This window comes from Yersinia massiliensis, assembly GCF_003048255.1.
In the GTDB taxonomy this organism is placed as follows: Bacteria; Pseudomonadota; Gammaproteobacteria; order Enterobacterales; family Enterobacteriaceae; genus Yersinia; species Yersinia massiliensis_A.
In genome coordinates, this window is record NZ_CP028487.1 from 3,413,080 (window position 1) to 3,439,250 (window position 26,171).

The window sequence follows — 26,171 nt, forward strand, 5'->3', positions numbered from 1 at the left end:
AAATCATCTAAAGGGTAAGTGAAAAACTGTCGGCGGTGTGAGTCTACCGCTGCCGATAACAATAAAAACCAACATAGGTAAACTTAACTAAAACGCCATGAGCGACGACCACTCACAAAACAATGATAGCCCCAGTCCCAAGAAAGGGTTCTTTACTCTTATCCTTAACCAATTATTCCACGGCGAACCTAAAAACCGTGGTGATCTGGTAGAGCTTATCCGTGATTCTGAGCAGAATGATCTGATCGATCCTGATACCCGAGACATGCTGGAAGGCGTGATGGATATCGCCGAACAGCGTGTAAGGGACATTATGATCCCCCGCTCTCAGATGGTCACATTAAAGCGTAATCAAACGCTGGATGAGTGTTTGGATGTGATTATCGAATCTGCTCACTCCCGCTTCCCCGTGATCAGCGAAGACAAAGATCACATCGAGGGTATCCTGATGGCCAAGGATTTGCTGCCGTTTATGCGCACAGATTCTGAGCCATTTAGCATTGATAAAGTCTTACGGCCTGCCATTGTGGTGCCCGAAAGTAAGCGTGTCGATCGGATGCTGAAGGAGTTTCGTTCTCAACGCTATCACATGGCCATTGTCATTGATGAGTTTGGTGGCGTTTCAGGGTTGGTAACCATTGAAGATATTCTTGAGCTGATCGTTGGCGAAATAGAAGATGAGTATGACGATGAAGAAGATAGAGATATTCGTCAACTCAGTCGGCACACCTACACGATCCGTGCTTTGACCCAAATTGAAGATTTCAATGAAGTGTTCGACACCCATTTCAGCGACGATGAAGTGGACACCATTGGTGGTTTGGTCATGCAAGCTTTCGGCCATTTACCTTCACGAGGTGAAACCATTGAAATTGAAGGTTACTTATTTAAAGTTGCCATGGCGGATAGCCGACGTATCATTCAGGTGCATGTAAAAATCCCGGATGATGCTCCGCAACCCAAACTGGAAGAATAAATCCTCGATGCCTATCGCTTCATACTTGCAACGCCAGTGGGTTCGCGCCCTACTGGCGCTATTTTTTGGTGCCTGCGGTACGCTGGCCTATTCGCCATTCGATCATTGGCCTGCGGCTATCGTGTCACTTTTTGGCTTACTCAGCCTGACACTGAATCGCAGCACTAAACAAGCCGCATTTATTGGGTTTTGTTGGGGAATGGGGCTATTCGGCACTGGGATTAACTGGGTGTATGTCAGCATTTCCGAATTTGGCGGTATGCCGACAGCAATCAATATTTTCCTCGTTGTACTTCTCGCGGCATATCTCTCGCTCTACACGATGCTGTTTGCCGGTGTATTAGCCCGTGTATGCCCGAAAACAACCTGGTGGCGGCTCGCCATTGCTGCGCCTGTGGTGTGGCAATTGACCGAATTCCTACGTGGCTGGGTGCTCACTGGTTTCCCGTGGCTACAATTTGGCTATAGCCAAATTAATGGCCCATTGCGAGGGATTGCGCCGATTCTCGGCGTCGATGGCATCACTTTTATGTTGATGGCAATCAGTGGACTACTAGTCTATGCGTGCTATCAGCGCCGTATTGTTGCCGCAGTTATTGCGCTAGCACTGCTATTACTACCGTGGCCACTGCGCCAATTGCAATGGTTCACACCAGAGCCTGAACGCGCCGTTAATATTGCCATGGTGCAAGGTAATATTGCTCAGTCAATGAAGTGGGACCCTAAGGTCTTGCTGGCAACACTACAGATTTATATGGATGAAACTCGTCCATTTATGGGTAAAGCACCCATTATTATTTGGCCAGAATCAGCCATTCCCGATATTGAAACCGATCAGGCCCCCTTCCTCACCATGGTTGATAGCCTGATGCGGGCAAATCACAGTAGTCTTATCACCGGTATTGTTGATGCTAAACCTCGGCCTGAAGGCAAAGGCTATCACTTCTTTAACAGCATTATTGTGTTGGGGGGGGAAACACCATACCAATACCCTACCCCCAATCGCTATAGCAAACACCATCTCGTACCCTTTGGTGAGTTTGTGCCATTAGAGTCACTGCTACGTCCGTTGGCCCCCTTCTTTGACTTACCTATGTCATCGTTCAGCCGGGGAAATTATGTTCAGCCACAGCTCAATGTGGCCGGATTTAACCTGACAGCAGCAATTTGCTATGAAATCGTGCTAGGCCAACAGGTTAGGGATAACTTTAATCCTGATACTAATTTCCTGCTGACTATCTCAAACGATGCATGGTTCGGTCACTCAATTGGGCCGTGGCAGCATTTCCAGATGGCACGTATGCGCGCACTTGAGTTAGGTCGACCGCTGCTGCGCAGCACCAACAATGGCATTACCGCTGCGGTTGGGCCAAGTGGCGAAGTGTTAGCACAGATCCCGCAATTCACTCAGCAAGTGCTAGACGTTAAAGTGACACCAACAACGGGCGTCACACCTTATGCACGCTTCGGTTCATGGCCGATGTGGTTAATCACATTGGTTTTAGGTGCAGCCACACTGTACCGTGCGATACGTTGCCGGGCAGATAAAAAATAACCTATATAGGCGCTACTTAGTGGGCGTTGCTGATGGGGCATAAGCGAGTCAATCGTGATGCACTTTCGACCTATCAGCAACCTCAACGATAAAGGGCCAGCAATGAAGTTAAAATTGAGAATGTTATGCCATTGAAACCTGAATTTATCCTGACCAGTGAAGCCCAATTAAGTGAGCATTACGCACTACCCAATAAGAATGTGTTGAAGAAACAGATCGATCATATTGATGATTATGCCAAAAAACTGATCGCTGCTGCTCCGTTTGCCGTATTGGGGACGCAGGGAGTCAACGGAATAGACTGTTCGCCTAAAGGTGGGGAACCTGGGTTTATTCACGTGCAAGACAGCAAAACGCTGATGTTGCCAGACCGTCCGGGGAATAATCGTCTTGATGGCATCCGCAATCTACTGCATAACCCATTAATCGGTATTCTGTTCCTGATCCCCGGTTGGACCGAGGGTTTTCGCGTGAATGGCCGCGCAAAGATTTCAGTTGATCCTGAGCTTTGTCAACGCTTCAGTCAAAACGGCCATCCCGCCTGCAGTGTATTAGTGATTGAAGTGGACGAGGTGTTTATCCATTGCGGTCGTGCGATCACCTTTGCTGACCTATGGAATCCAGAGAAACATGTTGGGAAAGAAGATATCCCAACTGCATTAGCGGTGTTTAAGGCACATCTGGCACTCAATAATCATGAGCTAAGCTGATCGTAGTATCCGTCACTGCTTGGCGACTGGTTCGTTCACCCTCCTCAATTTGTCACCGAAAGCCCTCAATCTGTAGGGCTTTATCCTGCCATTTTATCCCTCTAGTTGCATCGCGTCTGGCACAGACCTTGCATTAAATCTTAATATAAAATGTTAACTGCTTGCGAATACCTACCAGCCTTTTAGCCATTGTTGGGTATGACCGCCACCGTCGCGCAAAGATGGGTTTAACATGCAATATTTCAGTTTTTTGTTCGCACATTTATAGGGCACAACACGCACCGCAGAGGTGCACCGGTGTTTTATTGCCTCTATTTGGTGCGATTTGCGTCTCAAAAAACAAACATTTATTCATCATTTACATAACATTTTGCTATTTTTTAAAGATAATCTGATACAAGTAACAGCGAAAATCGAGCGTTAACCAACAAAACATTGGTGGTTGTACCGCTAAAACAAGACAAACGATTTTTCGTCTAACCATTTAGCTGAACACTGTTTTTTGTATCACCTTTTTGTATGACCTTTTTGTATAAAATTATTCGTATAACATTGTTTTTAAACACAACATTAAGTAATAAAACAACAGCAAAGGAGTTGGACCATGCATATGCGTAAATTGGCGTTAGCGCTACTGTTAGCTGGGATGGCAAGTAGCGTTGCCCAAGCAGAAGAAGCGGCAGCACAACCCGCAGAGAAAGCGGCAGCCTCCGCTGATACCCTGAAGAAGATTAAAGACAGTGGCGTTATTGTGGTCGGCCACCGTGAGTCTTCCGTTCCATTCTCATATTATGATAATCAACAGAAAGTCGTTGGTTATTCACAAGATTATTCTAATCTGATCGTCGATGCCGTTAAGAAAAAACTCAATGCGCCTGATTTACAGGTAAAACTGATTCCGATCACATCACAGAATCGTATTCCATTACTGCAAAATGGGACTTTTGATTTCGAGTGTGGTTCTACCACCAACAATCTGGAACGTCAGAAACAAGCCGCGTTCTCTAATACCATTTTTGTTGTCGGTACCCGTTTGCTGACCAAAAAAGGTTCTGACATTAAAGATTTCAAAGATTTAGCAGATAAAACAGTGGTTGTCACTTCTGGTACAACGTCTGAAGTTCTGCTGAACAAACTGAATGAGAAAGATAAATTGAATATGCGCATCATCAGCGCTAAAGACCACGGAGACTCCTTCCGTACTTTAGAAAGCGGCCGTGCCGTTGCATTTATGATGGATGACGCACTGCTGGCTGGTGAACGTGCCAAAGCGAAGAAACCTGATCAATGGGAGATCGTCGGTACGCCACAATCTCAAGAAGCTTACGGTTGCATGCTGCGTAAAGATGACCCTGCGTTCAAAGCATTATTGGATGAAACCATCGCAACAGCACAAACCTCGGGTGTGGCTGAAAAGTCATTTGACCGCTGGTTCAAAAACCCAATTCCACCTAAAAATCTTAACCTGAATTTCTCACTGTCAGACGAAATGAAGGCGCTGTTCAAAGCACCTAACGATAAAGCATTGAACTAAAAATAATAATCAGGGCGGGCCTTGCCTGCCCTACTGATTGATGATGGACCGATTGGGTAATTGACTGCGGGGTGGCCGTTCCCCACTCCGCCTTTTTTTGTTACCTCTCGGGAAGCCGAAACGCATTGAATCATCAGTCATCAGGATGGCTTATCCATCCTTTTAAGGGAGTTCGTTATGTCAATAGACTGGAACTGGGGCGTTTTTTTGCAAGCTGCCCCCTTCGGCAATACCACTTATCTCGGCTGGATTTGGTCCGGCTTTCAAGTCACTGTCGCGTTGTCACTGTGCGCTTGGGTGATCGCTTTCTTTATCGGCTCTTTGTTTGGTATTTTAAGAACAGTACCCAATCGGATTCTGTCAGGAATCGGCACTTGTTACGTAGAACTGTTTCGTAACGTCCCCCTGATTGTGCAATTCTTTACTTGGTATCTGGTCGTTCCTGAACTTCTGCCAGTCGATATTGGCATGTGGTTTAAAAGCGAATTAGACCCAAACATTCAATTCTTCCTCTCCTCTATGATTTGCCTTGGCTTATTTACTGCTGCTCGGGTGTGTGAACAAGTGCGTGCGGCTATTCAATCCCTGCCCCGTGGTCAAAAAGCGGCGGGTTTGGCGATGGGATTAACCCTGCCTCAAACCTATCGCTATGTTTTGCTGCCCAATGCTTATCGAGTGATTATTCCCCCAATGACCTCTGAAATGGTCAACTTGGTTAAAAACTCGGCGATTGCCTCAACGATCGGTTTGGTGGATATGGCGGCACAAGCGGGTAAATTGCTGGATTATTCAGCTCACGCTTATGAGTCTTTCACCGCCATCACACTTGGTTATGTGCTAATCAACGCCGTGATCATGTTGGTGATGCGATTAGTTGAAAAGAAAGTGCAGTTACCCGGCAATCTGGGGAGTAAATAATGTACGAATTTGATTGGAGTTCTATTGCCCCCAGCATACCTTACCTGCTGCAAGGCTTAGTGGTGACCGCTAAGATAACCATCACTGCTGTGGTATTTGGGATTATCTGGGGTACGGTTCTGGCCGTTATGCGCCTATCACCGATTAAAGCCATCAGTTGGTTTGCCACCATCTATGTCAACGTGTTCCGCTCTATTCCGTTGGTGATGGTGCTGTTGTGGTTTTATCTGGTGGTCCCGAGCTTATTACAAAATGTGCTGGGCTTATCACCAAAAACTGATATTCGGTTAATCTCCGCCATGGTAGCCTTTTCGCTGTTTGAAGCGGCCTACTACTCAGAAATTATCCGTGCGGGGATCCAAAGTATTTCCCGCGGACAATCCTCTGCAGCCTTGGCGTTAGGTATGACGCAGGGCCAATCGATGAGATTGGTTATTTTGCCACAAGCCTTCCGCGCGATGGTGCCGCTACTGTTAACTCAGGGAATAGTGTTATTTCAGGATACATCATTGGTGTATGTCCTTAGCCTGGCCGACTTCTTCCGCACAGCTACCAACATCGGTGAGCGGGACGGTACACGGGTCGAAATGGTACTGTTTGCCGGTTTAGTTTATTTCGTTATCAGTATTTCCGCGTCAATGCTGGTTAACTATTTGAAGAAAAGGACTGTTTGATGATTTCCCTGAAAAATGTTTCTAAGTGGTACGGCCACTTTCAGGTGCTGTCTGACTGCACCACCGAAGTTAAAAAAGGTGAGGTCGTGGTGGTCTGCGGCCCTTCGGGCTCAGGTAAATCAACCTTAATCAAAACCGTTAATGGGCTGGAACCTATTCAAAAAGGCAGCATTACGGTTAATGGTATTGGTGTTAATGATAAAGGGACCAATCTGGCGCAACTGCGTTCCAAAGTCGGCATGGTATTCCAACATTTCGAGCTCTTCCCGCATTTATCCATCATTGAAAACCTGACCTTAGCGCAAGTCAAAGTACTGAAGCGGGATAAAGCTGAAGCACGTGAGAAAGGCCTGAAACTGCTCGAACGCGTCGGTTTGACGACTCACGCCGATAAGTACCCCTCTCAGCTATCGGGTGGTCAGCAGCAACGTGTGGCGATTGCTCGCGCACTTTGTATGGACCCCATAGCCATGCTGTTTGATGAGCCGACCTCAGCACTTGACCCTGAAATGATTAATGAAGTGTTGGACGTGATGGTGAAACTGGCCTTAGAAGGGATGACCATGATGGTAGTGACGCACGAAATGGGCTTTGCTCGTAAAGTGGCTAACCGGGTCATCTTTATGGATGAAGGGAAAATCGTCGAAGACAGCAACAAAGATGATTTCTTTAACAATCCTAAATCCGACCGCGCCAAAGACTTCTTAGCAAAAATCCTGCATTAATCGCTGAACCGTCCTTATGTCGATATCCTGCCCCTCTCACGATAAAGAGAGGGGCAATGGATCCAGTGTGAGTTTTCGCGCATCGAGCTAGGGTTGGAATGGCCGGCGATTGAATTGGTCATGACCACATTTTGGGCAGACGGGTAACACTTCTGGCGTATAGAAAGCCAGATGATAATGGCATTTTTCGCAGACCAGATTCCCCAGTCCAACCACTTCACCACTGTGATAAACCCCATGATGGCTGACATCTTTGAATACTTCGCGCCACTCTAACTGGGTTTTATCCGTGATATCCGCTAATTCCTGCCATAAACTTTCTTTAATCACGCGCATAAAAACGCTGTCAGTGAATTCTTCCTTACTCTCTTCATAGCTACGAGCAAATTCTTCCAGATCACGGCGCACCGCCTGAGTAATCTGCTCAACTTCACTATGAGTTAACTCTTCTACGGCGTTCAGACGTTGCTCGGCACTGTCTACCAATTTATCGATATCACGTTCACCATTTTTCAAGCGTTCCGTCAGTGATGCCACTAACTCACGATAATATTGAGCTACCTTGTTCATAATGTCTCCTCGATCCACGGTTGTGATAAAGAAAAATTGTGATAAAGCAAAATCATAATGAAACAAGCTGCGACCAAGCTTATGCCAACAACTGGCGTTTGCTTGCCTCTTTGGTCTGAATCAATTTGCCTCAATAATAAAGTTAACGTTAATAATTTTAGTCGTAAATGACTCAAATCACTTCATCATCAGGTTGTTTCTGCCCCACTTTAGTGATTTCTGCCATCCACTACGCAGAAAAAACCGACTGTAGGGTGCTGAGTGTTGTTGCCGCTGCCGCTTATCGGCTATGCTATGCGGATCTCTCTTTATGATACGAAACAGATGATGCTACAGGCGTAGCTGTTTTTCACTATAGGACCACCGGCCGCCATGCAAGAGCAATACCGCCCCGAAGATATCGAAACGCAAGTACAGCTTCACTGGCAAGAGAAGCAGACGTTTAAAGTCACTGAAGACGCTAGCAAAGAAAAATATTACTGCCTATCCATGCTGCCGTACCCTTCAGGGCGCCTACATATGGGGCATGTTCGTAACTACACCATTGGTGATGTTATCTCCCGCTACCAACGTATGCTGGGTAAGAACGTGTTACAGCCGATTGGCTGGGATGCATTTGGCCTGCCTGCTGAAGGTGCTGCGGTAAAAAATAACACCGCACCTGCGCCTTGGACTTACGACAATATCGAATACATGAAGAACCAGCTAAAACTGCTGGGCTTCGGCTATGACTGGGATCGCGAAATTGCTACCTGTAAGCCTGACTACTACCGTTGGGAACAGTGGTTCTTCACCAAGTTGTACGAAAAAGGCATGGTCTATAAAAAGACGTCTGCCGTTAACTGGTGCCCACACGATCTGACCGTACTGGCAAATGAACAAGTGATCGATGGCTGTTGCTGGCGCTGCGACACCAAGGTTGAACGCAAAGAGATCCCTCAGTGGTTTATTAAAATTACCGATTACGCTGATCAACTGCTCAATGATCTGGACACGCTGGAAAGCTGGCCTGAGCAGGTGAAAACCATGCAACGTAACTGGATTGGTCGCTCCGAAGGTGTGGATATCGTTTTCGATGTCGTCGATAGCGAAGAGAAACTCTCCGTTTATACCACTCGCCCAGATACCTTTATGGGTGTGACCTACGTCGCCGTTGCAGCCGGTCATCCTTTGTCACTGCAAGCGGCTGCGACCAACCCTGCACTGGCAGATTTTGTTGCTGAATGCCGTAACACCAAGGTTGCCGAAGCTGAAATGGCCACCATGGAGAAAAAAGGCATGGCGACCGGCTTGTACGCCATCCATCCGCTGACCGGCGAGCAATTACCTATCTGGGCTGCTAACTTTGTTTTGATGGACTACGGCACCGGCGCAGTCATGGCCGTTCCTGGCCACGATGCCCGTGACTGGGAGTTCGCCACCAAATACAACCTGCCCATCAAACCGGTCATTTTGGCGGCAGATGGCAGTGAGCCCGATTTGAGTCAAGAGGCCATGACCGAGAAAGGCGCCCTATTCAATTCGGGTGAATTCGATGGTTTGAGTTACGAAGACGCATTCAATGCCATCGCCGATAAACTGGTCGCGTTGGGTGTCGGTCAACGTAAAGTTAACTACCGTTTGCGTGACTGGGGTGTCTCCCGTCAACGTTATTGGGGGGCTCCAATCCCAATGATTACGCTAGAAGACGGTACCGTGGTCCCAACACCTGAAGATCAGTTACCTGTTATCTTGCCAGAAGATGTAGTGATGGACGGTATATCCAGCCCCATCAAAGCCGATCCTGAATGGGCTAAAACCACCGTGAACGGTGTACCGGGCCTGCGTGAAACCGATACTTTCGATACCTTTATGGAATCATCTTGGTATTACGCACGTTACACCTGCCCGCAATTTGATGAAGGCATGCTGGACCCAGCAGCGGCCAACTACTGGCTACCAGTCGATCAGTATGTTGGTGGTATTGAACACGCCATCATGCACTTGATGTACTTCCGCTTCTTCCACAAATTGCTGCGTGATGCCGGTTTGGTGGACTCTGATGAGCCCGCTAAACGCCTGCTGTGTCAGGGCATGGTGTTAGCCGATGCGTTCTACTACACCGGTACGAGCGGTGAGCGTGTCTGGGTTTCACCGGTTGATGCCATCGTTGAGCGTGATGATAAAGGCCGTATTGTTAAAGCGATCGATGGCGAAGGCCATGAGCTGGTATATGCTGGCATGAGCAAGATGTCGAAATCGAAAAATAACGGTATCGACCCTCAAGTCATGGTAGAAAAATACGGTGCAGATACTGTACGCCTGTTTATGATGTTCGCCTCTCCCGCAGAAATGACGTTGGAATGGCAAGAATCTGGCGTTGAAGGCGCTAACCGCTTCCTGAAACGTGTTTGGCGTCTGGCCTTTGATCACACTGCAAAAGGGGCAACTGTACCGTTAGATATTGCCAGCCTGACGGATGAACAAAAATCCCTGCGTCGTGACCTGCACAAGACCATTGCCAAAGTCACTGACGATGTCGGCCGCCGTCAAACCTTCAACACCGCCATCGCTGCAGTGATGGAGTTGATGAACAAGTTAGGCCGCGCACCACAGGAAACTGAGCAAGATCGCGCTCTGTTACAAGAAGCATTACTGGCAGTTGTTCGCATGCTTTATCCATTCACCCCTCATGTCTGTTTCAGTTTGTGGCAAGCACTGGGTGGCGAAGGTGATATTGACACCGCACCGTGGCCAGCCGCTGATGAACAAGCGATGGTCGAAGACTCTAAATTAGTCGTTGTACAGGTTAATGGTAAAGTGCGAGGCAGAATTACTGTGCCTGCCGATGCCACTGAAGATCAAGTTCGCGAACGTGCTGGTCAAGAGCATTTAGTGGCTAAATACCTGGATGGGGTTACTGTGCGTAAAGTAATCTATGTCCCTGGCAAACTGCTTAACCTGGTTGTGGGTTAAGACAAGGAGGAGTTGTGCGACATCGTATTGCGACGCTGTTGCTAGGCTTGGCGGTGCTCGTCACCGCTGGCTGTGGCTTTAATCTGCGAGGCACCACTCAGGTGCCACCTGAATTGCAAAAATTACTGCTCGAAAGTAGTGACCCTTATGGCCCATTAACCCGAGCAGTGCGTCAACAGTTACGTTTAAGCAATGTCACCATTGTTGATGACCCGATGCGCAAAGATCTACCGGCCCTGCGGATTATAGGCTCATCCGAAAATCAGGATACCGTGTCAATCTTCCAAAACGGTGTGACTGCAGAGTATCAACTCGTGCTGCATGTGCAGGCACAGGTATTGATACCTGGCCATGATATTTATCCTCTGCGGGTTAATGTCTTCCGTTCATTCTTCGATAACCCGTTGACTGCGCTTGCAAAAGCCGCGGAAGCCGATGTTATTCGCCAAGAAATGCGTGAACAAGCTGCACAGCAATTAGTCCGTCAGCTTCTGACTGTACATGCTGCTGAAGTTAAAAACGCACAGGAGAATGGAGGTCAGTCGGTGAGTGACAACAGTTCAACCGGTACTGTCCAAACGGCGCCTGTCAAAGAAATCAATATTGGCAAATCCGCAGTCAGTGCCTCTGCCCAATGATCCGAGTTTATCCTGAACAACTTGTCGCGCAGCTCCATGAGGGGCTGCGTACTTGTTATTTATTATGTGGTAATGAACCACTGTTACTACAGGAAAGTCAGGACCATATTCGTCGTGCCGCAATACAACACGATTTCACCGAACATTTCAGTTTTGCGCTAGATGCCCATACCGAGTGGGAGGCTATTTTTAGTCTCTGTCAGGCGCTAAGCTTATTTGCCAGCCGCCAAACATTGCTACTGAACTTCCCTGAGAGTGGGTTAACTGCGGTGATGAACGAACAGTTGGCTAAATTATCAGGGCTATTACACCCCGATATTTTGCTGATACTGCGAGCAAACAAACTCACTAAAGCACAAGAAAATAGCGTTTGGTTTAAGGCTCTCAGCAAGAACGGTGTCTTTGTCAGTTGTCAGACACCCGAACAAGCACAGCTTCCACGCTGGGTTGCAGCGCGAGCGAAAAGCCAGAATCTGGTTATTGATGATGCCGCCATTCAACTCCTGTGCTACTGCTATGAAGGTAATTTGCTGGCACTTTCACAGGCTTTGGAAAGGCTATCCTTGCTCTACCCCGATGGTAAATTAACACTGCCAAAAGTCGAGCAAGCCGTTAATGATGCGGCGCATTTTACGCCATATCACTGGCTGGATGCCTTACTCGCGGGCAAAAGCAAACGGGCTTGGCATATCCTGCAACAATTACAGCAAGAAGATAGTGAACCTATTATTTTGCTGCGCACGCTGCAACGTGAATTATTACAGTTGCTCACGCTAAAGCGCCGCATGGATCAAGTGCCGCTCCGCACTTTATTCGACCAATTCAAAGTGTGGCAGAATCGCCGCCTCATGATGACTCAAGCGCTGCAACGTCTTTCCCAACAGCAGCTACATCAGGCCGTGCATTTGTTAACGCAAATGGAGATTCGCCTGAAACAAGATTACGGCCAATCAATCTGGCCTGAGCTAGAAACATTATCGATGCTGATGTGTGGCAAAATATTACCAGAGAGCTTTTTTGATGCCCAATAAATCCCCGACTCGCACCCTACATGCCTTGTTCGGCGGTACGTTTGATCCGATTCATTATGGTCATTTGAAACCAGTTGAAGCTTTGGCTCAACAAGTGGGCCTGCAACACATCATTTTATTACCTAATCATGTTCCGCCTCATCGCCCGCAACCCGAGGCCAATGCACAGCAGCGGCTGAAAATGGTTGAGTTGGCAGTAGCCGGTAATCCGCTGTTCAGCGTTGATTCACGTGAGCTAATGCGTGACACGCCATCATTCACTATCGATACCTTGGAATCCCTGCGTAAAGAACGTGGTGCTCAACTGCCCTTAGCGTTTATTATTGGGCAGGATTCATTATTGTCACTGCATAAATGGCATCGTTGGGAATCACTGCTAGATGTGTGCCATCTGTTGGTCTGCGCCCGCCCTGGTTATGCCCAAACACTGGATACACCAGAATTGCAGCAATGGCTCGATGAACATCGAGTCTTTGACCCACAAGCGTTAAGCCAACGGCCACAAGGCGCAATCTATCTGGCCGATACGCCATTACTGGACATTTCTGCCACAGATATTCGCCATCGACGCCATAACGGTGAAAGTTGTGATGACCTGTTACCCCGCGCGGTTCAACGATATATTGAACTACAAGGTTTGTATCGCGGGTGAAGGGCTGAGGGCTTATATCGCGAGGCATTGACCCGTGGTATACTCCGCCGCTAAATTTCAGGTATTCGCTGAAAACCCCTGTGAAACAGCTGGCTTTCAGCGGCATCCTGCCGATAAATACACCATAACCGTTCATTATCGGTCACCGTTGACGGGCTTCCCGTGTAACAGTCCCAAAAAAACGTTATGGATAGAAACTACCCGAGGGGGAACCTTTGCAAGGTAAAGTGCCCCTTAAGGCATTAAAAACAATACAAATCAATTACTAACGTGATTTATTGCTTAATATTTATGCGACATTTCAGGACATTACTAGACATTACGCGACATATTAATCAATAACTTACCACTCCGTTTTGACCTCTCTATTCCCCACCTCATATGCATCACTGCCCAACCACTCACGCAATCCATCACCAAAGATGATCAACTGCCGCTCAGGTGCTAAACTCCACACCATTAAAAATTACGGATCTTTATGAATTCTATGGGAACGCCACTCTGCATTGATCTTGATGGCACATTGGTTAGAACTGATACGCTCGTTGAGTCATTCTTTCTTCTGATTAAGAAAAATCCATTCTATGCATTCCTGTGCGTGTTATGGCTGCTTCGCGGCAAAGCTGCGCTTAAAAACGAGATAGCTAAGCGTGTAACAATGAATGCATCATCACTGCCTTATAACGAAAGTTTACTCGCTATGCTTCATAATGAGCATAGAAATGGCAGGGAAATATGGCTGTGTACTGCCGCAAATGAGAAGATTGCGCAATCAGTATCAGACCATATTGGTATATTCTCGAAAGTAATTTCGAGTAATAACACTAAAAATGTCTCATCTTCAGTTAAAGCAGATGAAATTTTATCTCATACCGATTCGTTTGATTATGCGGGGAACTCATCTGACGATATTAAGGTGTGGGATAAGTCAACAGGCGCTATCGTTGTTGACCTTCCAAAGAAATTAATGAATAAAGTATCAGTACCAATTTTGTATCAATTTGATAGTGATAAAAAAACTATAAAAGCATGGCTAAAGGAAATAAGAATTCATCAGTGGGCAAAAAACATACTGATTTTTATTCCAATATTGGCTGCGCATGAGATAAGTAAAACATCACTACTATTAGATTCAATGCTTGCTTTCATTGCATTTGGGTTTTGTGCATCAAGCGTTTATCTACTTAATGACCTCGTAGACTTAGAAGCAGATAGAGAGCATAAAACAAAGAGAAACAGACCACTGGCGTCAGGGGCAATACCATTAATACATGGAATTATTGCTGCTGTTATATTGTTTATATTAGCCATAATAATCACATTATATCTCCCAATACAGTTCGCCTTTGCATTGGCTTCATATTACGTTATCACTCTGGCATACTCTTTTTCCCTTAAAAGCAAGGTTGTCATTGATGTCGCAACATTGGCAATTTTGTACTCAATGCGCCTTGTCGCTGGGGCGGCCGCTACGGGAATTATGTTGTCAAACTGGCTTATTTCTTTTTCAATGTTTATTTTCTTCAGCCTGGCTATCGTGAAAAGAGTTGTCGAACTTAAATCCTCTGAGTCTAATGCCAAGATAAAGGGTCGTGGATATTATCCAGCGGACATGCCTCTATTATTAGCGTCAGGGATCTCTTCAGGGTACATCTCAATCCTTGTCTTTGTTCTATATATAGATAGCTCAGCAGGCTTGCAGAACTACAACAACCCTGATGTTTTATATTTCATAGCGCCAATCCTTTTCGTTTGGCTTACCCGCGTGTGGTTGCTTACGTGGCGCGGTGACATGTATGATGATCCTGTAGCATTTGCAATAAAAGATAGGACTAGTCAATTAATGGGGATCGTAATAGCAGTATTAATTATTTTAGCTGCGGGGGTTTAATGATTCAGTTTGGATATGTTTGCCTATTCTTCAGTGCGTTGTGTAGCGCCATCGCCAGCATTCTGCTGAAGTATCCAGATAGACTTGGGATATTGGCTATTTCTACAAACCCCATACTTATAAAACTACCAGCCATAATTTTTTATGGCGCTGGATTTGTTCTTTACAGTCTTGGATTGAAAGATATCGATGTTTCAAAGGCATATCCTGTGATGGTTTCATTTGCCATTTTACAGGTATTAGCGTTTGGTTTGTTTTTCGGTGAATCAATAACGATAAAAATGATTATTGGCACCGCATTTGTGATTGTTGGAATACTACTAATAAGTGCTAAATAGGATGACGTACATGATTAGGTCAATTGGTTTGAAAATATTATTCTTTGTAGCATCATTTTTCGCTTTATATCACGTTGCAACAGAGCCAACACCACCAATTCGGGGCGATGGCAGAGAATATATTTTGATGAGCCAGTCACTACTAAATCACGGCACATCAAACCTAGAGCAGCAAGATGCTAGAGATGTTGTAGATTCATTCAAGTCAAAATCACAGTCATTTAATGATCCGGTATTAAACTGTGATGCGCACAATGATTGTGGTGTTTCTATCTTTTTCGAACGCGCCTACTTTCCAAACAATAACGGTAAATTATTTTCATACCACTTCTCATTCTATCCTCTGGTAAATGTCCCAGCGCTAATTATTACCAAGTTAATTTCAGAATCACCAACAACTGCGTTTTATTTAACAAACACTTTATTCTTTATAATAGCCATTTATTTTTTACTATTTTTTATTAAAGAGAGGTTGCTATATAAAACTATTATAATATTCCTTTTTGCATCTCAGACAACAATATCTTATCTAAAATGGCCGCATCCAGAAGTAATAACCATTTCAATGATTGTGATTGCATTGTGTGTGTTTAAGCGGAAAATGTTTTATGCGTCTTCTCTTATCTTTGCATTTGCCTCACTTCAATATCAGCCGCTTGGAATAATAGCTGCATTACTATTGTTGTATGCCTTTATATCAGGACTCAAACAGCTAGATATTCGCTCAATTAAAGGGCTTATAGAAAACAAAAAATTCGCAGTTAAAACTGTAATTTATGCCTTAATTTCTGGATTTGTCGTTTTAACTCCATCTCTATTCTATTTTTATAATTTCTCATCTCCAAACCTCATAGCATCTATCGGTGGAGCGAGATCTGAACTAGTGTCATTTTCAAGATTTATTTCAATGTATTATGATTTAAATCAGGGGGCCATACTTCTATATCCTATAGTGTTAATTTTTTCACCAATTATCTTTATAATATCAATAATAAAAATAAAAGAAGAGCATTCAAGAAATATCATTATTTTTACGCTTATTTCAGTAATTTCTGCAATACCTTGCTTGACAACGGCAAATTGGAATTCAGGCGCTGAAAACGTGATGAGGTATGCGTTTTGGGTTTCATCCCCTCTGATATTTTCTTTCACAGAATTTGTCTTCAACATAAAAAGTAAGATCACAAAATCTGTAATATTGCTAATTACGTTCGCGAGTCAGATTGCGTTCATTACGATGCAAAATAACGGGAAGTTCTTTTCTATAAATCACGTCTCTCCGTCTTATGTTGGGCTTGCATTCTATAATCATTACCCTTCACTGTATAACCCAGAAGCGGAGATATACGTTGAAAGAGCGCTGAATACAGAGCTTTCACTTGTGGGTGTACTAAATGGTAATAGCTATCCAGGATATGTAAAAAGAGGCAACCTGAGAAAATTAATAGCGCCAGCGAATATGGATCTGACGCTATTAAATCCATGCCCTTCCGTGACACCTTCAATTACTGACGCATCTGATGGCTATGTTTACTATAACTACCCATTAGGATGCAAAGTGGCTGATGAGACAAAGACTGCCGTAGTAATGTTCTCACCCAAATAATTAAACAGGAATTATATAACAGGGGATATTTGTCGCCATGTTCTGCTGCCAGTAGCCCCTTCACACATAAGCATGATCGAACTTCCAGCAGGCACTGGTAGGCTGGATGCTGTTAACCTCAGATTGCCGCCTGTAGCTAATGTTATCGCAGCATTAGTAGTTAACGTCACTCTATGTCCGTGATATGTGTCAGTAATAGTAGTTATTGTTGCAGTTCCGGTAATAAAAAATGCTTCTTGGCTGGGACTGAGTGTTATTGTTGCAGCAGAAGCTACGCCAAATCGTGGATTTGATTCTAAGATATTAACAGTTGTTGATGAAAACACGTTTTTTCCTATGACGTGTAAATTGCCATTAGCTTGTATTCCGTTCAATACACCGTGTATTGTGCAGTCATCAATAACTACTTGCCCAGCCGTTGCTGTAACACGAACGCCATTGACTGCGATCGGAGCACCGCGACCCGTGATATTAGCTGACACCACGGAGCCACTACCGACTACAAATGCTATGCCATTAACGATGCAATCACGCGCACCGAAGTTAACAAGATTAACCTTGTCGCTATTACTTGCAAGAGTAACATAGCAACCGTGCTCAAAATGAACCGCATGGTTCGCATCTAATAAGATATCCGTACAGTTTAAGAACTGATATCCAGCAGTCCCTAAAACGTATGGGGCAGCAACTTGAGCTAGTCCTTCCACGCTATTACCCACTAATACAGCCGTTCCAACTAACTCCAAGTAGATACCGACCATATTACCATAACTAAAGCAATTTGATATTTTAGGCCAAGAGCTATTAATGACACTAAAAGCTGCACCAGCACGATAAGCTTGATGTGTACTATCAAATGTTAATACTGGATTTGGCGAATTAACCACGCCAAAGGGCCAGCTGTGACAGTTATTAATACGTGAAATGTCAAAGCTGTTGCGAATATCAATACCCGCGATAGCATCAAATTTAACATTATTAATTGTATGTCTACCCACTCCGAAGCTATATAGAATTTTAGCGAAACCTACAATCAACATGTTATCGACGGTAATATCATCACCAATAACAGTAATAGCAGTACCTGCAAAAGCTGCGGCATTAGGTTCAGGCCCGACCATGGTAGAGCGATGTATTATTAGATTCTGTAATATACTCCCCCCTCCCATTCTGATGGTAGCCGCCGGGGAGAGCTTAATTCTACTACCGCTATAAATGAAGTCACTCACTACTGGGGTTACTACTGGAGGAGCTCCGTTAATCTGACCGACCATCCCAACACCGGGCGGGATTGTTACATCACCAGTGATTAGTAACGCCGAATTACTAGGGATAAGAAGATTGCCGCCTTTAGTGAGGGGAGATCTAGCTGCTAAGGAATTGAGAGCTGCCTGTAAACCTGCTGTGTCATCTGTAACTCCATCACCAACACAGAAGTCTAATACGCTAATAACTTCTTGGTTCTTATTATGCTGGGTTCTTGAGATAGACCCCGTTAAAGGCTGTTTAACTGCTACAAGAGCATCGCCCTTTCCATCGGCTGAACTAGCTAGATCCAATAATACATCTGCAGCCGACCCACTCTCAGGTAAAACAGCTATAGGTTCGCCGTCATTGTTAAAAGCTAGTAAATGATTTGCTCGCCCTGAAATTGGTGGAAGGATTCCAACAGATGCTTCCGGAACTCGCAGTGACCGTTCAAATAAGTTAGCTTCGCCTGAGAATGGATAGGTAGACCGGAACTCAAGAGCGGAATATCCAATCTGTACTGGGTTAACAGCTTCAAGCTGCCAGCAGTCGCCATAAATACTAAAGACTAACGTGCCATTAACCGCATCACGAGCACCGTCAAAATCAGGCGCTCTATGCCACGTGGCTGGGCTTGCTATCCATATCCCATTATCAATAGGGCTACTTTGCCCCATGACAAGGACGCGCATGCCAGTAGTGGTAGTTACTGTCCTCTCACCGGTAAATGTTGATGATGTTATTGTTTGCTCACCAAACAGCGTGATGTTGTAGTCAGCCGAAATTGCCACTGCTGGCTTTACTGCAACACTCGTCGTTAAACCGTAGAGCCGATCTTCTTGCGTAGCTGGCATTTACTTTTCTCCAGGCGTGAGGAATCCCCACAGAGCAAATCTGCGGTGATTTATTTAGGGCAATAAAAAACCCGCCGGAGCGGGTTATTTTTTAATTAATATGTGGTTCGCTTAAGTAATTCTTTTATATGCATTGGCAGCATCGCTGTAAAAATTAACCCTGCTATGAATGCGATTGATACGAAAATAATATCTCCCCCAGACATATAGCTTTTATCGAAAAATAAAACCTTAGTCGTTGGGTAAAGAAGGCACATGGAAAGAAATATATGGGCAATAATATTCTTCATTCATTAACTCCTTATCACCTACCAAGCATAAACTGAGATGGAGGGATTAAGAAATCGTTTCCTTGGTTCTTCCTCACATTTTGCTCAAATCTATGTAACGACCCAGGAGATAATGACTCCTGTATCTGGTTTAAGATTAGATAATTCATAATTGGCCTTGCCCAGAACACGTTAATGAATGGGGTGTGGTCAACGGTAAATCTAAATGCATCACCGGCTTTCGCATCACCTGAACGGGCTTTCTGGAACAAGGTTATAATGCTATCAAGGTTACCAGCAACTGGCCCTGCCATTGATGTTATTGGGCCGCTACCGAACCGGTTAACCTCCCCAAACAAGAAGTCGCCAAACAGCCCTAACCCTCCCCCCTGGGCTGCTGCCGCCAAGAATGTTTTACTGTCTGCAGGGCGCGGAGTCTGTCCCTTGATCATTAGCTTGGTTTGCATCGACAAGTAACCAAACGTTGTCATCCATAAAAACATTTGAGCCAGCCCAAGCATCTCACCCTTGCCACTTTTGAACAGGGCGCTTTGCAAATTACCAAACCGGCTTTCCCCCAGCGGAACTGGCGTATAGCCTCGCCCAAACACTTCCCGCCCCAGAGCTTGCTGCATGAATGAAGCGGTAAAGGATTTGTACTGCCCAATGAACCGAAGTAACTCACCTTCCACTGTGCCTGGTTGTGTTCCTTGCTTCATCATGGCTCGCGTCCGCGCGCCTGGCTCCGTCATTGCGACTATCACACGATCGAGAATATAACCTCGCAACTTACCGGATAACTCTTCCCGCCCAGCCTCAATACTTCGCTCGTTAACCTTGATGTTTTTGTCAGAAACATACTTGGCGATCATCTCGTCAGGTATTGAATCAATGCCATCAGGCGTCATGAACTTGCGACCTTCCGACCCTTTCAAATCCATTGACCGATAGATTGACCATTCTGCGTCTCCGATGCCATGCAGGTCTAACGCACGTTTAAGATTGCTATTGAGTGCCCCATGTGGTGTGGCAGAGTTATCCGCAAGCCAGTGGGATATCATCGTTGCAGTCGTATTCCGTGATGCGTCAGTCCACCAACTCAGTCCGTTCATTTTGAAGAACTGGCGCTGTAAGTTAGCAACCTTGCCGGGGAGCGTAACGTCACCCGAGAATCTCTGAAGTATTTCATCACGCATACTATCGGCATAGACGCCAAGAGAGCTTAAAATCTGCTTCTGTTCGTCAGTTTTAAAGCGCTTTAACCGGCCGGCGAGCGATTCACTCAGCGCTGACATGAAGTTTTTACCCTGATATCTAAGCTCCAGGGCATTACTTGCAAGGTCGTTGAATGACGAGATCATAGCCCCGCCTAGCTTTATCGTGGAGTCGATGGCGCGGGTAGTCGAGCCGAACCTTGCTAAAGTGGTTGAACCAGGAATGTTTGTCTGACCGGTCACCTCTTTCATTTCGTTCTTAATGTTGCTGCGACGCCTATCAGTGAACGCCCTCAGTGCTTTCTCATTGCCTTTTAAATCTGCCGAGATAGTGTCTGCAAGATAATTAAGCATGTTCTCTGGGTTTGTTCCAAGCACTCTCATGAGGCCTGTGTTGCGTGCAGAACTTTCAAGTCCACCATAGATAGCTTCTCGCAAACTACCCACGCCGAATTGTTTGTTGTAATCAGACCATGCCACGCCATCAGCGAAATGAAGTACCCGCTCTTGGCTGGCTTTTTTAGCAACGTTCTGACTCCCCTTAAACCCCTTCATCCAATCTGGCTTTTCAGATGAGAGATGAACGCCAGAGGCTAATCCGTCATAAACGTTTTGCAGGAAAGCATTCTGATCGGTAACACCATCAAAAGTGGATTTATCTAGCCTCGGTAAAATCGCATTTCTCCACACATCAAAACCAGCAGCGCGGATCTTCATCATGTCGTGGCCTTGCCGAGCGATATACCCAGGCATTTTACGAACCCATGCGCCAGCACGGTTGGCATCAATGCGTGCTGACTCCTGCCATTTTGTGATTATTTGAGCAATTTTCACTGACTCATTAGTCATCCCGGCAGTGGATTCATTCTTTCCAATACGCCACATAGCATCAGCGATTTCAGTATCATTGCTGCCGCTGGCCAGAAATTTAATTAATCCTTCTTTATCCAAATCGTGATTCAACCCTGATAGATACTTAGAGCGGAGCTGAAATTGTTCACTGGAGGCAGATGAACGACTACCGGTTCGGGCTTCATTTCGCCCTACCAATATTGCTGATAGTCCAATGTCAGGCCGATCAGGGAAGCTATCACGGATAAAGGTTAATCGCTGGGCGGCAATGCGAGTATTGATAGCCTTATTTCTGGCTTCAATGACGCGAGCCAATTTTTCTTCGTTGCCTAATTCATTGGCCGCCCGTAGCGCTGCTTCTTCAAGTGAAATACCTTCATTCTCAGCACGGATACGCTTAACAGTCGTTTCCATGTTGTTAATCAGAGATTCCATTTCACCTTCCGAAAGCTCTCTCCCGGCAGCTTTATTTACTACTTGCTCACACGCGGTTAGAAACTGGTTAGCCATTACATTCTCCTGAGCATGCAAGTAGCATAGGCCTGAAGGCCTTTGAATATACTTTCGTCATTTGCTTCGCGGGTTGCCGCTTCAATGGCCCCTCTTAACTCCGGCGAGTCAATATCGTTAACCATGTTGGTTGCCAATTCCATTTCAGCATTGAGATCTTCTTGAGCATTAACTAGGTCGGCGTTATCTCTATTGGCTCTAGCAAAGTGCGCGTCGGCATCACGACTAGCGTTAACTGTCGAAATATCAGCATCAGCTCTTGGCCCCTGTTGAATCTGAGCGATTGATGCATCCCTCAATTGAGGATCACTCAGGTTAAATACCGGCTCTAAATCTGGCGTTTTCCCTTGCATCATATGAGATAGCCCAGCACGGAAAGCATTTTCCCTTACCGTCCAATGGGACTCATCAATGCGCTGCGAGGCATTTTTAATTCCCTGAGTGATGTTGTTTAATTGCAAAGACTGCCGAATTTCATCAGCACGATTACTTATTGCAGTTCTCAAATTGTCGGGGATTTCACCACGCCTAACTGATGCTATTTCGCCACGCGCCACCTCTGATTTCGAGTTAGATGCTAATGATTCTTCAATCTCACCACGCCTTGATAGCAGAGCCTCTTTTTCAGTGGCAATATCATTCAGAGCCTGATTGCGAGCATCTTTAAACTTCATTCTCTGCTGTTGGTATGCGGAGGTGCGCTCAGGCAATGATTGGTCAATAACATCTATAGCCCGATTCGTATCGACAATTTCATTTTTCAAGTCAGCAATATTATCGACACGAAATGCAGCCGTGGCCTCTTGTTGGGCTAAGTAGTCAGGAACGACATCCTCATATGCCTTACTGTGTGCGTAACTATCCATATCTCTGGCTATGGTTTCGCTCAAGATTGGCGTCGTTCCATTTTCATTGAATTGGCGCGCTACTGGACTTGGTGACTCAGGGGTCAAAAATGATTCAGCATTCATTGCTGGACGTTCTACAGCATCAATGGGAGTGGTCGCCGATTGAGTCCTGCGCCCCCGAACCATATCAGCAATAACGCCGCCGCCAGCGTGCATAATCCCGCCGCCAACTGTGCCCATGAAGATATTCTCCATCGCATTGGCCATAGAGTAATCTTCGCCTTCTGCCGCCGCCGCTTGAGCAGTAAATGGAATTGTCACTGCTGTTTGGGCTGCACCCATAGCGGAACCCTGGACGAATCGCTCTCCCACTCGCCCAAGCATTGTCGCGGCCTTTGCCTGCCCAGCAAACGGAACCAAACCAATAGCAATGTTTGCCGGGTCAGCCATTGAGCCAGCAAGCCCTGCCATAAAGTTAAGAGGGGTATTAATAAGACCAGAGGGGGCTGATTGAGCTATTTGTTGCTTCGCTAATGACTCTTTTCGTGATTCGCTAACATGGTCAAGATAGGATTTTGTTACGCCAGAGTCAGGAATATTAATGCTTTTAACGCCTAACTCTCGTAGTTTCGCTTCAGCTTCGGCCTTGCTTACAATCACTGAGTTTGGGTCGTTAGCCAGATTGTCAGCTTCAGTATAGCGAATTGCTGAAACTAAAGGCCCCTCCCTGAGCCCTGAATCAAACGAGGCCTCCAGTGCATCACCAAGGCTTGATGGGGCATTACTGATTGGCTGGTTGATCCCCTGCCCCGGATCGCTGGTATAGATTGGCATTTGTATTCCTCATACCCTCAGCCATAGATGGCGCTTCTGATGTGCCTTGTCGCCCAAGTTGCCGCGCAGTTTCCTCATTACGAGCCTGAGATTCCTTTGCTTCCTGCCCCGGCGTATAAGTTCTCGGTTTATTCACTTCTTTTGATAGCTGATTGAAGTAGCCACGATTGGTTGAACCCAGTTGAGCCAAATCAGCAAAGCTAGCTGTAACCGGGTTTCCGTCGGCACCACTAACAATCAACCCATTTAAAGTGAGCATTAAACCGGTTTCATCTGCATTGGTTACCCATTCCGCGCTATCTTTGATGCGGTTCAAACTCTGCTGCTGGTTAACCTCTTTGCTTAGACGAGGGTCGCCAAGTAAAGGTGTGATATCTGCTGGTTTAAGTTTGCTCATGAATGCGTCTACACCATCTGATACATCACTCATATCAGCATTAGCGGCAACCGGTAGTCGCCAAGTTCCCTTGGTCTGGTACTGACTGCCTAAAATATCCTGATAGGCCTGTGAAGCTGCATCCGAAGCGCTCATTCCTTTCTGCATATTGAGATAGGTAAGCCTGCGCCCCTGGTCATTAAAGTTATTCCAAACAGGAACACCGCCAGGCTGGCCAACCATCGTTGCTGAAAAGTCTTTCGATTGTGACGCCCATTCAGTATCGGCACTTTCTGCCGCTCCACTGGACGCCGAATTGATAGACCCACGTAAATCTGCTGTCTTCACATCCCGATTTTGCCAAAGAGCATTGGCAGCGCGAGGGTTATTAGTCGCCATCACAACCTGAAGCACCGGCCCAGATTTCTTCTGTACTTGCTGCATAACTTGCTGTGAATATGGCCCGAACTGCTGCCCAATAGACTGGATTGCAACAACATCCTGCTCCTTATTGTTGTCAATCTGCTGAAGAATGCCATTCACCAACGAGTCAGGAAGAACATCTTTGTTTTTAATGCCCAGGCGCTGCTTCTCCATTAGAACCTGGTGAGCCAACTGAGCACCTGTTGACGGGTCGCTCTGGTAATTCTGATACGCCTCACTCACCGTCGGAATGTTTTGCACCATCCACCCACCGGGATCTTTCTCCCTTGCGGCTATAACTTGCTGGTACTTCTGTGCAACTGCGGCATAGCGCTGCTGTTTGAAAGCAAAGTCAGCGTCGCCAGTAGTAGGCATCAGTCCATTAACTGTTTCCATGCCGACATTGGCCGGGCTTGAGATAACTGTTTGATATGCGGGCTGCAGAGCCAATGTCTGCTGGTATTGATTGAATTGCTGATAGGATTGCGCACGGTCAGCAGGGGTGGAATTAAGCTGTTGTGCTGACGTAAAGTCAGAAATGGTAACAGGGGTTTCTACTGGCTGCCCTGCATTTACCCTGGCGACATCGTTCTGCATCCGTTGCTGAATATTAAATCGCTGCGCTGAAGTGGCTGTATCAATGACGTTATAAGTCTGTTCAACCGCGCGGGTTTTCTGCACTCCATCCAGATCTGCAAACTCAGGCGAATCTATAATTGATTTTGCAGCACTTAATTTTGAGGCGTTACTCATCACTGATGAAACATAGCTCTGCGTTTCCGCATAAGGGATTGAATTAGCAAATGACTCATCTGTGATTTGCCCTTTGCGCGGATCGCCAAATCGGCTAATCCATTCATCAACTTTACCCGGCCCAGCATTGTATGCAGCCAGCGCCAGAACAGGATTCCCACCATACTTTTTAAGTTGCTGGTTGAGGTATGCCTTGCCAAGAGCAGCGTTATAATTGGCGTCGTTCTGATGACGGGTCGCATCCCATGGCAATCCTGCCAATGCTGCTGCTTCTGGCCCAGTTGCGGGCATAACTTGAGCTATGCCAGTTGCGCCCTTACCTGATGTAAGCGGCTTCCCATCTGTACTAAACTGACGCCCTCCACTTTCCTGCCCAATCACGGCAGAGAATAAATCATCAGAGTTAATTGCATTGCCAACTTTGAAACCAGATAGTGCTTCTGGATTCATGAGAGACATTTTCACATTACCAATGCGCTCGTTTACTGAATCCCATGCAGCCTGATCCAACATCTTCTTTCTGGTGTCTAATGGGATTAAAGCTGCAATGCCAGCACCAGATTTAAGCGCGTTGACTTGCTCCTGTGGGGTTAACGATGAAACTGATGCCGTTGCATAGTCTACCGCTGATCGTTGCTTTATTTGCTGAGCCTGCTCTGCTGAGATGTAGCCACGACCATGAGCGCCGGTAATGGCATCGTTAGTAGCATTGATGAGGCCCATCCTAGTTGATTCATCTTTAGCGCTAATTGCTGCTTCGCGATTTGATGTGATTGTCTGGTCAAGTGATGCGCGACCAAAATCAACTTCTTTATTTCTTGCCAGCCCACGGACTTGGTCATACCCGCGCGCAATGTCATTGTTTGATTCAATTTCAAATAAGCGTTTATCGGAATTACTCAGCAACAAGCCTGCAGACTCCTCTCTAGCCTTGCTGATTTGTTCGTTGTACCGGTCGCCAAAAGTAGAATAATCATTGTCACCTTCAAAAGATGACATGATATCCAGCTTCTTTTTAAGGAAATTAGATTGCGCTTCAGCATAGTTAAACTGATCTTCCTTTTGCTGAATCTGGCCGCCAACCCTCTCAAGTGATTGCCCCAGCCCTTGCAGCGCTCTTGATGGTGCGGTTACATCAGCGCTAGCTACTCCGCGCGCCACATCTGGTATGCGACGGCCAATATCATTTGCATCAGGGATTCGAGCCATTTAATTAT

General features: G+C 45.9%; 20 protein-coding genes. 14 read left to right on the top strand and 6 right to left on the bottom strand.

From position 1 onward, the window contains the following. The first annotated feature begins 97 nt into the window (after window positions 1–97). The 7 genes from corC (at window position 98) to DA391_RS15885 (ending at window position 7,092) form a co-directional block, all read left to right on the top strand. Window positions 98–976 (top strand): CNNM family magnesium/cobalt transport protein CorC, encoded by an 879-nt coding sequence (gene corC / locus DA391_RS15855; RefSeq protein WP_019209234.1) that lies wholly within the window; start codon window positions 98–100, stop codon window positions 974–976. A gap of 7 nt (window positions 977–983) precedes the next feature. After that, on the top strand, window positions 984–2,531 hold the full coding sequence (gene lnt / locus DA391_RS15860; RefSeq protein ID WP_050082431.1) for an apolipoprotein N-acyltransferase: 1,548 nt from the start codon (window positions 984–986) through the stop codon (window positions 2,529–2,531). A 125-nt stretch (window positions 2,532–2,656) separates the two neighbouring features. Then, window positions 2,657–3,241, top strand: a complete 585-nt coding sequence (locus tag DA391_RS15865; RefSeq protein ID WP_050082429.1) for an MSMEG_1061 family FMN-dependent PPOX-type flavoprotein — start codon at window positions 2,657–2,659, stop codon at window positions 3,239–3,241. Between the two features lie 604 nt (window positions 3,242–3,845). Then, window positions 3,846–4,775 (top strand): amino acid ABC transporter substrate-binding protein, encoded by a 930-nt coding sequence (locus tag DA391_RS15870; protein WP_019209231.1) that lies wholly within the window; start codon window positions 3,846–3,848, stop codon window positions 4,773–4,775. A gap of 177 nt (window positions 4,776–4,952) precedes the next feature. Beyond that, the gene (locus DA391_RS15875; protein ID WP_019209230.1) at window positions 4,953–5,693 is read left to right on the top strand and encodes an amino acid ABC transporter permease; all 741 of its coding nucleotides are present in this window, start codon (window positions 4,953–4,955) and stop codon (window positions 5,691–5,693) included. Continuing rightward, on the top strand, window positions 5,693–6,367 hold the full coding sequence (gltK, locus tag DA391_RS15880; RefSeq protein ID WP_019209229.1) for a glutamate/aspartate ABC transporter permease GltK: 675 nt from the start codon (window positions 5,693–5,695) through the stop codon (window positions 6,365–6,367). The genes DA391_RS15875 and gltK overlap by 1 nt, the downstream gene beginning before the upstream one ends. After that, window positions 6,367–7,092, top strand: a complete 726-nt coding sequence (locus DA391_RS15885; protein ID WP_019209228.1) for an amino acid ABC transporter ATP-binding protein — start codon at window positions 6,367–6,369, stop codon at window positions 7,090–7,092. Before gltK ends, DA391_RS15885 begins: the two co-directional genes overlap by 1 nt. 87 nt (window positions 7,093–7,179) lie before the next feature. On the opposite strand, the gene DA391_RS15890 is transcribed toward DA391_RS15885, so the two are convergent. Next, complete coding sequence (locus tag DA391_RS15890) at window positions 7,180–7,662, bottom strand: zinc ribbon-containing protein (RefSeq protein ID WP_050082427.1); 483 nt, start codon at window positions 7,660–7,662, stop codon at window positions 7,180–7,182. 372 nt (window positions 7,663–8,034) lie between these two features. Between DA391_RS15890 and leuS the strand changes: the two genes are divergently transcribed. The 7 genes from leuS to DA391_RS15925 all read left to right on the top strand — a co-directional run bounded on the left by leuS (window position 8,035) and on the right by DA391_RS15925 (window position 16,773). Continuing rightward, window positions 8,035–10,617 carry a leucine--tRNA ligase gene (gene leuS / locus DA391_RS15895; protein ID WP_050082425.1) on the top strand — a complete coding sequence of 861 codons (2,583 nt, stop codon included), beginning with the start codon at window positions 8,035–8,037 and terminating at the stop codon, window positions 10,615–10,617. Between the two features lie 14 nt (window positions 10,618–10,631). After that, complete coding sequence (gene lptE / locus DA391_RS15900) at window positions 10,632–11,255, top strand: LPS assembly lipoprotein LptE (RefSeq protein ID WP_050874353.1); 624 nt, start codon at window positions 10,632–10,634, stop codon at window positions 11,253–11,255. Then, window positions 11,252–12,286: a DNA polymerase III subunit delta gene (gene holA / locus DA391_RS15905; protein WP_108087944.1), complete on the top strand. Its 1,035-nt coding sequence runs from the start codon at window positions 11,252–11,254 to the stop codon at window positions 12,284–12,286. The genes lptE and holA overlap by 4 nt, the downstream gene beginning before the upstream one ends. Beyond that, entirely contained in the window at window positions 12,276–12,938 is a 663-nt protein-coding gene (nadD, locus tag DA391_RS15910; RefSeq protein WP_049606353.1) for a nicotinate-nucleotide adenylyltransferase, read from the top strand. The genes holA and nadD overlap by 11 nt, the downstream gene beginning before the upstream one ends. Before the next feature lie 478 nt (window positions 12,939–13,416). Next, window positions 13,417–14,829 carry a UbiA family prenyltransferase gene (locus DA391_RS15915; protein ID WP_108087945.1) on the top strand — a complete coding sequence of 471 codons (1,413 nt, stop codon included), beginning with the start codon at window positions 13,417–13,419 and terminating at the stop codon, window positions 14,827–14,829. Next, complete coding sequence (locus DA391_RS15920) at window positions 14,829–15,167, top strand: DMT family transporter (RefSeq protein ID WP_108087946.1); 339 nt, start codon at window positions 14,829–14,831, stop codon at window positions 15,165–15,167. The genes DA391_RS15915 and DA391_RS15920 overlap by 1 nt, the downstream gene beginning before the upstream one ends. A 10-nt stretch (window positions 15,168–15,177) precedes the next feature. Continuing rightward, on the top strand, window positions 15,178–16,773 hold the full coding sequence (locus tag DA391_RS15925) for a hypothetical protein (RefSeq protein ID WP_088130423.1): 1,596 nt from the start codon (window positions 15,178–15,180) through the stop codon (window positions 16,771–16,773). A gap of 11 nt (window positions 16,774–16,784) precedes the next feature. Here the strand turns inward: DA391_RS15925 and DA391_RS15930 are convergent, their stop codons facing one another. The 5 genes from DA391_RS15930 to DA391_RS15950 form a co-directional block, all read right to left on the bottom strand. Beyond that, window positions 16,785–18,875 (bottom strand): hypothetical protein, encoded by a 2,091-nt coding sequence (locus tag DA391_RS15930; protein WP_108087947.1) that lies wholly within the window; start codon window positions 18,873–18,875, stop codon window positions 16,785–16,787. 95 nt (window positions 18,876–18,970) lie between these two features. Next, complete coding sequence (locus DA391_RS15935; RefSeq protein WP_108087948.1) at window positions 18,971–19,165, bottom strand: hypothetical protein; 195 nt, start codon at window positions 19,163–19,165, stop codon at window positions 18,971–18,973. A 14-nt stretch (window positions 19,166–19,179) separates the two neighbouring features. Beyond that, complete coding sequence (locus DA391_RS15940; RefSeq protein ID WP_108087949.1) at window positions 19,180–21,720, bottom strand: hypothetical protein; 2,541 nt, start codon at window positions 21,718–21,720, stop codon at window positions 19,180–19,182. After that, window positions 21,720–23,402, bottom strand: coding sequence for a hypothetical protein (locus tag DA391_RS15945; RefSeq protein ID WP_108087950.1), 1,683 nt, complete (start codon window positions 23,400–23,402; stop codon window positions 21,720–21,722). The genes DA391_RS15940 and DA391_RS15945 overlap by 1 nt, the downstream gene beginning before the upstream one ends. After that, window positions 23,350–26,163, bottom strand: coding sequence for a transglycosylase SLT domain-containing protein (locus tag DA391_RS15950; RefSeq protein ID WP_108087951.1), 2,814 nt, complete (start codon window positions 26,161–26,163; stop codon window positions 23,350–23,352). The genes DA391_RS15945 and DA391_RS15950 overlap by 53 nt, the downstream gene beginning before the upstream one ends. Between the last annotated feature and the right edge of the window lie 8 nt (window positions 26,164–26,171).